The 12,836-nt window shown below is 58.7% G+C and carries 14 protein-coding genes; 8 read left to right on the forward strand and 6 right to left on the reverse strand.

Annotated features, from left to right (window positions below):
* The first annotated feature begins 44 nt into the window (after positions 1 to 44).
* The 4 genes from FIV35_RS09145 (at position 45) to FIV35_RS09160 (ending at position 3,646) form a co-directional block, all read left to right on the forward strand.
* Positions 45 to 677, forward strand: a complete 633-nt coding sequence (locus tag FIV35_RS09145; RefSeq protein ID WP_034139088.1) for a glutathione S-transferase family protein — start codon at positions 45 to 47, stop codon at positions 675 to 677.
* 140 nt (positions 678 to 817) lie between these two features.
* Positions 818 to 2,233, forward strand: coding sequence for an MFS transporter (locus FIV35_RS09150; protein WP_034100036.1), 1,416 nt, complete (start codon positions 818 to 820; stop codon positions 2,231 to 2,233).
* 131 nt (positions 2,234 to 2,364) lie between these two features.
* Positions 2,365 to 2,862, forward strand: coding sequence for a hypothetical protein (locus FIV35_RS09155; protein WP_034139090.1), 498 nt, complete (start codon positions 2,365 to 2,367; stop codon positions 2,860 to 2,862).
* A 346-nt stretch (positions 2,863 to 3,208) separates the two neighbouring features.
* Entirely contained in the window at positions 3,209 to 3,646 is a 438-nt protein-coding gene (locus FIV35_RS09160) for a GNAT family N-acetyltransferase (RefSeq protein WP_034139091.1), read from the forward strand.
* A gap of 204 nt (positions 3,647 to 3,850) precedes the next feature.
* Here FIV35_RS09160 and def read toward each other — a convergent pair whose 3' ends face one another.
* The 3 genes from def to FIV35_RS09175 all read right to left on the reverse strand — a co-directional run bounded on the left by def (position 3,851) and on the right by FIV35_RS09175 (position 5,712).
* Positions 3,851 to 4,390: a peptide deformylase gene (gene def, locus FIV35_RS09165; protein ID WP_034139092.1), complete on the reverse strand. Its 540-nt coding sequence runs from the start codon at positions 4,388 to 4,390 to the stop codon at positions 3,851 to 3,853.
* A 3-nt stretch (positions 4,391 to 4,393) separates the two neighbouring features.
* Entirely contained in the window at positions 4,394 to 5,344 is a 951-nt protein-coding gene (locus tag FIV35_RS09170; RefSeq protein WP_034100041.1) for a YihY/virulence factor BrkB family protein, read from the reverse strand.
* Between the two features lie 182 nt (positions 5,345 to 5,526).
* Complete coding sequence (locus FIV35_RS09175) at positions 5,527 to 5,712, reverse strand: CsbD family protein (RefSeq protein ID WP_034100043.1); 186 nt, start codon at positions 5,710 to 5,712, stop codon at positions 5,527 to 5,529.
* A gap of 200 nt (positions 5,713 to 5,912) precedes the next feature.
* Between FIV35_RS09175 and FIV35_RS09180 the strand changes: the two genes are divergently transcribed.
* Positions 5,913 to 6,290 (forward strand): hypothetical protein, encoded by a 378-nt coding sequence (locus FIV35_RS09180; protein WP_024077075.1) that lies wholly within the window; start codon positions 5,913 to 5,915, stop codon positions 6,288 to 6,290.
* 57 nt (positions 6,291 to 6,347) lie between these two features.
* On the opposite strand, the gene fadD1 is transcribed toward FIV35_RS09180, so the two are convergent.
* Entirely contained in the window at positions 6,348 to 8,039 is a 1,692-nt protein-coding gene (fadD1, locus tag FIV35_RS09185; RefSeq protein WP_034139093.1) for a long-chain-fatty-acid--CoA ligase FadD1, read from the reverse strand.
* A gap of 396 nt (positions 8,040 to 8,435) precedes the next feature.
* Positions 8,436 to 10,124 carry a long-chain-fatty-acid--CoA ligase FadD2 gene (gene fadD2, locus FIV35_RS09190; RefSeq protein ID WP_034139094.1) on the reverse strand — a complete coding sequence of 563 codons (1,689 nt, stop codon included), beginning with the start codon at positions 10,122 to 10,124 and terminating at the stop codon, positions 8,436 to 8,438.
* A 211-nt stretch (positions 10,125 to 10,335) separates the two neighbouring features.
* Between fadD2 and FIV35_RS09195 the strand changes: the two genes are divergently transcribed.
* Together FIV35_RS09195 and FIV35_RS09200 are read left to right on the forward strand one after the other, a co-directional pair.
* The gene (locus FIV35_RS09195) at positions 10,336 to 11,280 is read left to right on the forward strand and encodes an alpha/beta hydrolase (protein WP_034139095.1); all 945 of its coding nucleotides are present in this window, start codon (positions 10,336 to 10,338) and stop codon (positions 11,278 to 11,280) included.
* Positions 11,281 to 11,337: 57 nt separating this feature from the next.
* Positions 11,338 to 11,808, forward strand: a complete 471-nt coding sequence (locus FIV35_RS09200) for a MaoC family dehydratase (protein ID WP_003175719.1) — start codon at positions 11,338 to 11,340, stop codon at positions 11,806 to 11,808.
* Positions 11,809 to 11,920: 112 nt separating this feature from the next.
* On the opposite strand, the gene FIV35_RS09205 is transcribed toward FIV35_RS09200, so the two are convergent.
* Entirely contained in the window at positions 11,921 to 12,388 is a 468-nt protein-coding gene (locus tag FIV35_RS09205) for a ferritin-like domain-containing protein (RefSeq protein WP_034139096.1), read from the reverse strand.
* Between the two features lie 206 nt (positions 12,389 to 12,594).
* Here FIV35_RS09205 and FIV35_RS09210 point away from each other — a divergent pair, with 206 nt between their 5' ends.
* Positions 12,595 to 12,831, forward strand: a complete 237-nt coding sequence (locus FIV35_RS09210; protein WP_003213031.1) for a DUF3820 family protein — start codon at positions 12,595 to 12,597, stop codon at positions 12,829 to 12,831.
* The last annotated feature ends 5 nt before the right edge of the window (positions 12,832 to 12,836 follow it).

Here is a 12,836-nt window from a genome sequence, read left to right on the forward strand (position 1 = left end):
CGCCCCTGCTAGATTGTCCTTCTCTCCATCGCCAGGAAAGCACCATGGGACACTCACTGAAAATCCTCGGCCGCACGTCCTCCATCAATGTGCGAAAAGTGCTCTGGACCTGTCAGGAACTGGGCATCGACTACGTGCGTGAAGACTGGGGCATCGGTTACACACCCACCCAATCCGCTGAGTTCATGGCCCTGAACCCCAACGCCCAGGTGCCGGTGCTGATCGATGACCACGGCGTGTTGTGGGAATCCAACACCATTTGCCGTTACCTGGTCGGCCTTTACCAACGGCATGATCTGCTGCCCGCCGAGCCCGCGCCCCGGGCCCGAGTGGAGCAGTGGATGGACTGGCAGGCCACCGAGCTGAACCCGTCCTGGGGCTACGCGTTCCACGCCTTGGTGCGCAAAAACTCCGACTATCAGGACCCGCAACGTATCCAGGCCGGCGTGCAGGGCTGGAACGCCAAGATGGCCATCCTCGAACAGCAACTGGCCAAGACGCAGGCCTACGTCGCTGGCGATGAGTTCACCCTGGCCGACATCCTTATCGGCCTGTCGGTGCACCGCTGGCGCATGACGCCGATGGAGCATCCGCCTTTTCCGTCGGTGGCGGCCTATTACGAAAGGCTCAGCCAGCATGCGGGCTTCAAGGCGTTTGCCCTGGATGGGCATAATTGATTGTTGCGCCATAAAATCTTGAGCCATAAGCGGTAAACGCAATAAATCGCCAAATATGCCCCGCTCGCCCTGCCATTTAACAAGCAGCGATTTCCGTTAGCCAGCTAAGATTCCAGGTCCTGCACCTGGAATCGCTCACCATGTCCACACTCGCCGCTTCAACCACAGACGGTATCGACCCGCTGCGTGCCGCCCATATCAGCGCACGCATCGACCGCCTGCCCGCCGTCGCTACCGTCTGGCGCTTGGTGGCGCTGCTGTCCATCGGTGGTTTTTTTGAGCTGTATGACCTGTTCCAGACCGCCTATATCAGCCCCGGCCTGATCAGCGATGGGATTTTTCACACCGGCAGTGAAGGCGTGTTCGGTTTCTCCGACCAGGCCGCATTCGCCTCCGCGACCTTTCTGGGCCTGTTCCTCGGCGCCAGCCTGCTCAGCCCGATTGCCGACCGCTTCGGGCGTCGTGCGATCTTCACCTTTGCGCTGATCTGGTACACGGTGGCCACGGTGTTGATGGGCATCCAGACATCCGCCCTGGGCATTATCGGCATGCGTTTTCTGGTGGGGATCGGCCTGGGCATCGAACTGGTGACCATCGACGCCTATCTCTCGGAACTGGTGCCCAAGCGCATGCGCAGTTCGGCGTTTGCCTTCGCGTTTTTTATCCAGTTTCTGTCGGTCCCGGCGGTGGCGTTGATGTCGTGGTGGCTGGTGCCCCAGGCGCCGTTCGGGATCGCCGGTTGGCGCTGGGTGGTGCTGAGCAGCGCGGTGTTTGCGTTATTTATCTGGCAACTGCGCAAGCGCTTGCCGGAGTCACCGCGCTGGCTCGCGCAACAAGGCCGCTTCGATGAGGCCGGACAGATCATGGACAGCCTGGAGGCGCGCTGCCGCAAGGATCACGGTAAACCGCTGGACGAGCCCGAGCCAGAGGCCGTCAGCGTGCAGGGCAGCGGGCGCTTTGCCGATATCTGGCAACCGCCGTATCGGCGCCGGGCGTTGATGCTGATCGTGTTCCATGTGTTCCAGGCCATCGGCTTTTTCGGCTTTGGCAATTGGTTGCCGGCGCTCTTGTCGGGTCAGGGCGTGAGTGTGACCCACAGCCTGCTGTACGCCTTTATCATCACCCTCGCCTACCCGCTGGGGCCATTGCTGTTCGTGAAGGTGGCCAACCGCTTTGAAAACAAGTGGCAGATCGTCGGCTCGGCCATGGGCGCCGTGATCTTCGGCAGCCTGTTCGCACTACAGACCACGGCGGTAGGGCTGGTGTTCTGCGGCGTGATGATCACCTTCTGCAATGCCTGGCTGAGCTTCAGTTATCACTCGTACCAGAGCGAACTGTTCCCCACCAATATCCGTGCGCGGGCGGTGGGGTTCTGTTACTCGTTCAGCCGCTTGTCGACGGTGTTCAGCAGCCTGCTGATCGGGTTCATCCTCGAACACCTGGGCACACCGGGGGTGCTGGCATTTATCGCCAGCAGCATGCTGATTGTGATGATCACCATCAGTTGGTTCGGGCCACGCACGCGCAACCTGGCCCTGGAACATATCGCCCATTGACGGCAACGATTGGCCGTTGGCGGGATAAGTGTTGCCGCCGACGGCGCGCCGCCCCAGCAAAACCGGGGGTCTGGCACTCGGCATGCTATTTGCTCCGGCTGTGGCACCGAACATTACACAGGTGACCGATCATGCTGGTAAACAACAACACCCAAGCCGTGTCGACCGTTCAACAGATCAAGCGACCCGACATGGACCCCGCCAATGCCGCCGCCAGCGCGCTGTACAGCGGCGCCCTGCAAGCGGCGCAGCAAAGCGTGACCGTACCGGCCGCGCAGAAGGAATTGGACAAGGCCGCCGACCGTATCGACGAAGCCTTCGCCAAGACCCGCGTGCAATTGCAGACAGCCAGTACCGCCAGTGAAGTACCGGCAACCAGCTCGACCTCCGGGGCTCGCGCGGAATTCACTGACTATATGAGCAAATCCCCTGCCGAACGCATCCGCGAGCAATTGCTCAAGGAACAAGGGCTGACCGAGGCGGATGTGCAGAATATGTCCCAGGAAAAGCAGGACGCGATTTCCAAGCAAGTGGCTGAACGCTTGAAGCAACAGCAGGAACAGCAAGTAGCGGCGAAGACAGCTGAGCCTCAGGCGCGAACGTTGAAAGAAACCCTGGCGGCTATCTGACGTCACTGGCCGCGAGTTTTTTGCTCGCCAAGCCTTCAAGAACGCTGCATTCATCCAGCATGATCGTGTCGTCGTCGAACGGCTTCGCGAGCCTGCTCGCACCTGAGCGAGCAGGCGTTTGCGGATCAGTGCCCGAACAGACCTGTTTCGGATTTCTTGGCTTTCTTGTCTGCGCGTTTTTCATCGGCGGTCTTTGCCGGTTTTTTCTTCGCGGCTTTCTTTGAATCCATGCCTTTAGCCATGCTGCGTACTCCACTGTGAAGGGATGCAGCATTGGGTATACCACCTATTGCCCGGCAGAAGGCGCTTATAATCCTGGGCCCATCACGACGCCTGCTTGAATACCATGCCCGAGTTGCCCATTGATCCACTGCCAGAGCCCCTATGGCCGCTGCTGAACAAGTTTTACCGCCGCCACGACTCATCGATGAAGGCGCTCAAGGGCGGGCGTTTATGGGTGGCGCGCGATGGCGACATTGTCGCCGGGTTGTGCCTGACACCCGTGGTGGGCGGGCAGTGGCTGACGGGCGTGTTTGTGGCGCCGGATTATCGCGGCCAGGGTTTGGCGGCGCGGTTGATCCTTGAGGCAGTGGCGTCAGTCGAGGGCACGGTATGGTTGTTGTGCCATCCTGACTTGGAGCGGTTGTATCAGCGGATAGGCTTTACCCAGGACACGCGATTGCCGCAGTCCCTCGGCGAGCGGCTGGTGCGTTACAAGCGCAACAAACCGATGATCGCGATGGGCTTGGAATCGGGAGTGAGGCCGCCCTCGGATAGCAGGTAACCGAGAGGGAATGGGCCCATGCTTTTTGTCTGGCACACCGCGGTGTCTGAAGAGAGGCCCGCTTCGCGGCCCGGCGCGGGGCAAGCCCGCTCACCACAACCACTTTGTGGGCCGATCCCCTGTGGTGAGCACGCTTGGATTTTGTGTAGCTAACCAAGGCTTGGGCACGCCCCTTTTTTCACATGCTGATGGGCATTCCTTCGATTAATCCGCCGTGGCGGGATCCAACTCCGGGAACATCACGTCGATGAAGCCGAACTTGCTGAAGTCGGTGATGCGCGATGGGTATAACCGGCCGATCAGATGGTCGCATTCGTGTTGCACCACCCGCGCATGGAAGCCATCGGCAAAGCGCACGATCGGCTCGCCCTTGGGATCGAAACCTTCATAACGGATCTGCTGGTAGCGGTTCACCGCACCGCGCAGGCCAGGCACCGACAAGCAACCTTCAAAGCCTTCTTCCAGCAGCGGGCTGAGTGGCGTGATCAGTGGGTTGATCAGGATGGTCTGGGGCACGGCCGGCGCGTCCGGGTAGCGCTCGCTGCTCTCAAAACCGAAGATCACCAATTGCAGATCCACGCCGATCTGCGGCGCGGCAAGGCCTACACCCCCCACATGCTCCATGGTCTGGAACATGTCATCGATCAGTTGCCACAGTTCGGGGCTGTCGAACATTTCCGGCGGAACCGGAGGGGCGATGCGTAGCAAGCGTTCGTCGCCCATTTTCAGGATTTCACGGATCATTGATCAGGCTTCGTCAGTAGTGGGCTTAATGGAATGGTCACGGCCAAGGCCGGAAACATGTTGTTTCTCATGGACCGGCGGCTCATCGAAATCCTTGGCCCCCGGTTCCTTGCCTTCGGCTGACATGTGTTCAATCACCGCATTCATCTCCGCACCCAGCAACAGCACGGCGGATGATATGTAAAAGTATAGGAGCAGCACGATGATCGCACCGATGCTGCCGTACATGGCGTTGTAATCGGCGAAGGTCTTGACGTAGTAGCCAAACCCCAGCGAGGCAATGATCCATACCACCACCGCCAGTACAGAGCCGGGGGTGATAAAGCGAAATTTCTGTTCGACATCGGGCATCACGTAGTACATCAGCGCCACGGCGAACATCAGCAGAATCACGATTAGCGGCCAACGCACGATGGTCCACAGGGTGACCACGAATTCCTGCATGCCGATCTGCCCGGCCAGCCACTCCATCACCTGTGGGCCGAGCACCATCAGCGCGGCGGCGGCGAGCAACATCCCGGCGATGCCTACGGTGTAGAAGATCGACAACGGAAAACGCTTCCAGATCGGCCGACCTTCGACCACGTCGTAGGCGGCGTTCATGGCGCTCATCATCAGGCGCACGCCGGCCGAGGCCGTCCACAGCGCGATCACGATACCCACCGACAGCAGGCCACCCTTGGATTGCTGCAACTGGTCGATCACTGGATTGACCTGCTCCAGCGCCTGGGGCGGCAGCACCAGCTCCGATTGCAGGCGTAGCCAGCTGAAGAAGTCCGGCAGGTGCAGGAAACCAATCAGCGCAATCAAAAACAGTAGAAACGGAAACAGCGAGAACAGCATCTGGTAAGCCAGCGCCGAGGCATAGGTGGGCATTTCGTCGTCGACGAATTCCTTGACGGTGCGCAACAGCACTTTGTGCAGCTTGAGACCATCAAGTACTGGAAAAATCATAGCGTCTCCTTTCGCCGCAAAGAGGATAAGGTCATGGGCGACTCAAGGGCCGTTTTCTACATCAAAGTAGCCCATCTGGCGACTTTGAAACAATTTCCAAACTTTAGTTGCAGCAGGCGACACAAAAACGGCCATCCGTGGATGGCCGCAGGACAGCGGGTTAACACCCGCCAAAGCCAGCGTTACTTGGTGGCTTTTTTAACGGCATCTTTGGTTTTGCCGACCGCCTGCTGAGCTTCGCCCTTCTTCTCTTGTACGACGCCTTCGGCGCGCATTTTGTCGTTATCGGTGGCTTTGCCGACACCTTGCTTAATATTGCCGACCGCTTCGTTGGCCAAGCCTTTTGCCTTATCCGCTGTGCTGCCCATGGTATTTCTCCGAAAGAACAATCAAGGGTTATTGGTCGTTACATGAAGATTGACCGGAGCGGATTCGGCAGAGTTTCAATTATTTTCAGGGTGCATTTGATCGGTGCGCACAGGTTGGGCTTTATGTTTTGCGGCCAACCCATGAGAATGCGCGGCACATTCAGGCTATAAGGCTGAATAACAGATCCCGTAGGAAGGTTATGAAACTCAATAAAGCACAGGCCATTGCCCGCAGAAACCAGGAACTGGGCGGTGCCGTACTCGGCGTCAACAACTGCCATTTCACCGACCTGGACCGCAAACGCAACATTTGGTGGTTTGATCTGCCGGTGGCACGGATTGCGGTGGGCCAGTACGAGTGGATTCACCTGCTGATGCACAACGCCGAGACCGACCAGTTGTTGCATCTGAAGGTGCCGACGGTGTTTCTGCGCGAGAAACTCGAAGGGCTGGTAGTGCGTAATGCGGGCAAGCGCAAGCCGGAGATCACTCTGGAGCTGAGCGCGGATAAGGATTCGTTCTTGAAAGATGTGCGTCCGGCGGGTGCGGGTGTGAACTTCGCGCAGTTTGCCCTGTAAGAGCCGCGGTCAGAAAAAATGTGGGAGGTGGCTTGGCCCCCCCCCATTTGAATTGCGTTACTTTTTAAGACCGAGCTTCTTCAGCTCTTCGTCGCGCAACTCGCGACGCAGGATCTTGCCGACGTTGGTCGTCGGCAAGGCATCGCGGAATTCCACCGCCTTGGGCACCTTGTAGCCAGTGACGTTGGCGCGCATGTGCTCCATCACCTGCTCCTTGGTCAGGGTCGCACCCGGCTTGACCACAATAAACAGCTTGATGTGTTCCCCGGACTTCTCGTCCGGCACGCCGATGGCTGCACACTGCAACACGCCCGGCAGACCCGCCAGTACGTCTTCCAGCTCGTTGGGGTACACGTTGAAGCCGGAGACCAGGATCATGTCTTTCTTGCGATCAACGATGCGCATATAGCCATCGGGCTGGATGATCGCGATGTCGCCGGTCTTGAGCCAACCTTCGCTGTCGAGCATCTCGTCGGTGGCATCCTGGCGCTGCCAGTAGCCCTTCATCACTTGCGGGCCCTTGACGCACAGCTCGCCGGTTTCACCCAACGGCAGCTCGGTGCCATCGTCGGCGATGACCTTGCACACCGTCGAAGGCACCGGAATGCCGATGGTGCCGATCTGGATATGCTGGATCGGGTTCACGGTGGCCACCGGGCTGGTCTCGGTCATGCCGTAACCTTCGCAGATACCGCAACCGGTCACGGCTTTCCAACGCTCGGCCGCTGCCAGTTGCAGGGCCATACCGCCGGAGAGGGTGACTTTCAGCGCGGAGAAGTCCAGCTTGCGGAAGGCTTCGTTGTTGCACAACGCCACGAACAGCGTGTTCAGGCCGACAAAGCCGCTGAACTTCCACTTCGACAGCTCCTTGACCATCGCCGGCAGGTCGCGCGGGTTGCTGATCAGGATGTTGTGGTTGCCGATCAGCATCATCGCCATGCAATGAAAGGTGAATGCATAGATGTGGTACAGCGGCAGCGGTGTGATCAGGATCTCGCAACCTTCATTGAGGTTGGAGCCCATCAGCGCCTTGCACTGCAGCATGTTGGCCACCAGGTTGCGATGGGTCAGCATTGCGCCCTTGGCGACGCCCGTGGTGCCGCCGGTATATTGCAGCACGGCCACGTCGCTGCTGACCGGGTTAGCGTCGCTGACCGGTTGACCGCGTCCCTTGGCGAGCACGTCGTTGAATTTGATCGCCTGGGGCAAGTGATACGCCGGGACCATTTTCTTCACGTACTTGATGACGCTGTTGATCAGCAGGCGCTTGAGCGGCGGCAGCAGGTCCGCGACTTCGGTGACGATCACATGCTTGACGGCGGTCTTGGGCACGACCTTTTCCGCCAAGTGGGCCATGTTGGCCAGGCAGACCAGCGCCTTGGCGCCGGAATCGTTGAACTGGTGTTCCATTTCCCGCGCGGTGTACAGCGGGTTGGTGTTGACCACAATCAGGCCGGCGCGGATGGCACCGAACACAGCGACTGGGTATTGCAGAACGTTGGGTAGTTGCACGGCGATTCGATCGCCAGGCTTCAAGTCGGTATGCTGTTGCAGGTAGGCGGCGAAGGCGCCGGACAATTCGTACAACTCACCGTAGGTGATTGTCTTGCCCAGGTTGCTGAACGCCGGTTTGTTAGCGAAGCGCTGGCAGGACTGTTTAAGTACCGCCTGAATATTTGGATACTCGTCTGGATTGATTTCTGCAGCAATCCCGGCGGGGTACTTATCCTTCCAAAAGTCTTCGTTCATGGAAGCCCACTCCTCAGCGACGCGAATTCATCATCGCATTTGATGCGATTATTATTGGTGTATGTTTTTTACGTTTTAAGGTGAGTCTGGCGCGTTCAAGCAGGCCGAGAGGTCACAAAGCGCGCCGAGAGTAGCAGCTTTGCCGAGGGCCGACTAGAGCCAAAAGAGGGCCCTACAGTCATAAACATGACTCACGAATATCTAATGGTCATTTTTAGAGCAAAGATTCTATATCCACAAAAAAGGCTCTAGAACAAGCCTTAGCAGATTAAACACAGACAAATATGGGAGGGGGCTTGCCCCCGATGGCATTAAACAGTCGATACAAATGGTGACTGTTGCGCTGCCATCGGGGGGCAAGCCTCCTCCCATATTTTATTGCACTTCACTTCAGGGTCAGGCGATGTCGCGTAGCTCCCTGCGCAGGATCTTGCCCACGGGCGTCATCGGCAACGACTCACGCAAAACGATGTGCTTGGGCACCTTGTAGCCGGTGAAGTTGCTTTTGCAGTACGCCTTCAGCTCTTCAAGGCTGACCCCCTGAGCCCGCGCCACCACGAACAGCTTCACCGCCTCCCCGGTGCGCTCGTCCGGCACGCCGATCACCGCGCAACTGGCCACTGCCGGGTGGGCCATGACCACGTCTTCGATTTCGTTGGGGTACACGTTGAAGCCGGAGACGATGATCAGGTCTTTCTTGCGGTCCACAATGCTCACAAAGCCATCGGTGTCGATCACCGCAATATCACCGGTTTTCAACCACCCTTCGGCATCCAGGGTATCGGCGGTTGCCGCCGGTTGCTGCCAGTAGCCCTTCATCACCTGTGGGCCCTTGATGCACAGTTCGCCACGCTCCCCCAGGGGCAATTCGCGGCCGTCGTCATCGATCACCTTCATGGCCGTACCCGGCACTGGAATACCCACGGTGCCCAGCCGCGATTGGCTACCGTAGGGGTTGGTGCTGGCCACCGGCGAGGTTTCGGTCAGGCCGTAGCCTTCGCCGATGGTGCAGCCGGTCAGGGCCTTCCAGCGCTCGGCGGTGGCCTTGACCAGCGCGGTACCGCCGGAATTGGTGATCTTGAGGTGCGAGAAATCCAGGGTCTTGAAATCCGGATGGTCCATCAGCGCGACAAACAGCGTGTTCAACCCCAGCAGGCAGGAAAACCGCCACTTTTTCAGCTCCTTGATAAACCCGCCGATGTCGCGCGGGTTGGTGATCAGCACGTTGTGGTTGCCGGTCACCATCATGCACATGCAGTTGGCCGTAAAGGCATAGATGTGGTAGAGCGGCAGCGGCGCGATCATCACCTCCTGCCCTTCCCGTACCAGCGGCTGGCCGTTATCGCTGACCTGGGACATGCACGCCCGTGCCTGCTGCATATTGGCCACCAGGTTGCCGTGGGTCAGCATCGCGCCCTTGGCCAGGCCAGTGGTGCCGCCGGTGTATTGCAGCACGGCGATGTCATCCAGGGTCACCGGGTGGCGGGTCACGCTCAGGCCCGCGCCCATGCGCAGGGCACGCTTGAACGATACTGCGCGTGGCAAGTGATAGGCCGGGACCATCTTCTTGACCTTGTCGACCACGGTGTTGACCAGCCAGCCTTTGGCGGCGGGCAGGAAGTCGCCCATTTTGGCTTCGATCAGGTAGTCGATCTCGGTGTCGGCACACACTTCCTGCACCCGCGAACCGAACAGGTTGAGGTAGACCAGCGCCCGCACGCCGGCATCCTTGAATTGGTGGCGCATTTCCCGCGGGGTGTACAAGGGGTTGGTGTTGACCACGATCAACCCGGCGCGCAGCGCCCCGAACACCGCGATGGGGTAATGCAATACGTTGGGCATCTGCACGGCGATGCGCTCGCCGGGCTTGAGGTCGGTGTGATGCTGCAGGTAACCGGCGAACGCCGCGCTCTGGCGCTCAAGCTCGGCGTAGGTCAGGGTCACCCCCATATTGCTGAATGCCGGACGGTCGGCAAAGGCTTTGCAGGAACGCTCGAAGACTTCGATCACCGACTTGTAGGTTGTGAGGTCGATGTCATTGGGAACGCCCGCCGCGCGTTTGTCATTCCAGAAATCAGGTTGCATTATTCTTGTCCTCTGTACCTGAGTGTGTCCGGCCGCTTTTATGCTGCGATGGAAAGCGGAGCTTTGGGGACGTTAGCAGCTATGGCCAATCAGGCAAATACAGGAAAGAGTGTCATCAACTGCGTGAATCTTCCTACAAGGGCCTGTACTGATCAGCCGCTTGCCAGAAGATCAGCGATACACTGCAACGACACCGAGCAAAGGAACCGCCATGAACCACAGCACCTTCTGGCTGACTGCGAACGACCATACCCGCCTATACGTCAACCAATGGCTGCCACAGGGGCCGCTCCAGGCTGTGGTGATGGTGTCCCACGGCATGGCCGAGCACAGTGGGCGCTACGTCCGCCTGGCCGAGGCCCTGGGCGATGCGGGCTACGGTGTGTACGCGCTGGACCAGCGAGGCCATGGACGGACCGCCGATGAAGGCACTCTGGGGTTGTTCGCCGAGCACGATGGCTGGAACAAAGTGGTAGGCGACCTGGCCAGCCTCAACCAACACATCGGCCAACAGCATCCGGGGCTGCCGATCGTATTGCTGGGGCACAGCATGGGCAGTTATATCGCCCAGGCTTATCTGCTGCACCACAGTGCCAGCCTGCATGGGGCGATTCTCAGTGGGTCGAATTTCCAGCCGGTGGCGCTATACCGCGCCGCGCGCCTGATCGCTCGCGCCGAACGCCTGCGCCAGGGCCTGCGGGGTCGCAGCGCCGTGATCGACTTCCTGTCGTTTGGCTCTTTCAACAAAGCGTTCAAACCCAACCGCACGGCCTTCGACTGGCTTAGTCGCGACCCGGATGAGGTGGATAAGTACGTCAACGATCCCCTCTGCGGTTTCCGTTGCACCAACCAACTGTGGGTGGATTTGCTTGGCGGCTTGCAGCAGATCAGCAAAGCGTCCAACCTCGCGCAGATCGATCCGGGCCTGCCGATTCTGGTGATGGGCGGCGACTGTGATCCGGTGAGCGAGGGCAGGCGTCTCACCCACCTGGCTCAAGCCCTGCAAGCGGCCGGCTGCCAGCACCTGCAACTGACTATTTACCCCCAGGCGCGTCATGAAGTGTTCAATGAGACCAATCGTGCGCAAGTCACGGCGGATGTGGTGACATGGCTGGATCACGCCCTGAGTTTGCAACGGCCTGCCCGCTGCGAATAAATTTTCCTTTAAAATCAGCAAATTAAATTACCGATTAGCCACAGGATGCGCTCTTAGATGACCCAGGTAACCAACACCCCGTATGAAGCCCTTGAAGTCGGCCAGACCGCCAGTTACAGCAAGACTGTCGAAGAGCGCGATATCCAGCTGTTCGCGGCGATGTCCGGCGATCACAACCCGGTGCATCTGGACGCCGAATACGCCAAGGCCACGATGTTCAAGGAGCGTATCGCCCACGGCATGTTCAGCGGCGCTTTGATCAGCGCAGCCGTAGCCTGCGAACTGCCTGGGCCGGGCACGATTTATATCGGTCAGCAGATGAGCTTTCAGAAGCCGGTGAAGATCGGCGACACCCTGACGGTGCGCCTGGAAATCCTGGAGAAACTGCCCAAGTTCCGCGTGCGGATTGCCACCCGCGTGTTCAACCAGCGCGACGAGTTGGTAGTGGATGGCGAAGCAGAGATTCTTGCGCCGCGTAAACAGCAGGTGGTGACCTTGACCGAGCTGCCGCCGATCAGCATCGGCTGAATACAAATGTGGGAGAGGGCTTGCCCCGATTGCGGTGAGTCAGTCATTGAAACATCGACTGATTCTCTGCTATCGGGGGCAAGCCCCCTCCCACATTGACTAGGCGGTAAGCTTACGACTGAGCGCGAGCCTGGTTACGCAGGGCTTTAACCTGGTCGTGATTGCGTTGCACGCCGTGGTACTGACGCTCAACCAGGTCACGAATGCCCAGCAGGTTGTGCTTGTTGATCTTCTCGATCGCTTCACGGTAAGCCTTCAGTGCGTGGTCTTCACCGCGCTCGGCTTCGTTCAGCACAGCCTCTTCATCTTTACCGGTAACCATCGACTTCACGTCGACCCAGCCACGGTGCAGTGCGCCTGCCATGCTGCCGGAATCTTCCGGATCGCCACCCAAGGCACGCACGGCGGTTTTCAGCTCGGCGGCAGCGGTGGCGCAATCGGCGGAACGCTTGGCAAACAGCGCCTTGAGTTCTGGGTGCTTGATATCTTCAGCGCACTCTTTAAAGCCTTTTTGGCCGTCGATGCTGGTTTCGATCAGGTCGTTCAGTACGGAGATCGATTCTTTGTTGATGTCAGTCATTTTCCAATTCCTTATGTGGGTTGAGAAAGGTTGTCTTAATGATTGCAGCGCCCGTGCCAGGTTTTGAAAAATAACTTTATTGTTTTAATTCAATTACTTACGAAATATTGAACCATCTGTATGTACGTTATTTGCATGATCTGTCATTTGGCCTTCATGCAGAATGCCTGTATTTTCCAAGACCCTCTCGTAACCATCTGACGTTCATGAACCCGGAAAAGCTCGAACTGCTGATCACCCGCGAAATGCCTTTCGGCAAATACAAAGGGCGGATCATTGCCGACTTGCCAGGCCCCTACCTGAACTGGTTCGCTCGCGAAGGTTTCCCCCACGGCGAACTGGGTGGTCTGCTGGCACTGATGCAGGAAATTGACCACAACGGTCTGTCAGAACTGCTCGAACCGCTGCGCGCCAAACACGGCAAGCCTGCCCCACGCCATTAAGAGCC

The organism is Pseudomonas rhodesiae (assembly GCF_007858255.1).
GTDB lineage: Bacteria > Pseudomonadota > Gammaproteobacteria > Pseudomonadales > Pseudomonadaceae > Aquipseudomonas > Aquipseudomonas rhodesiae.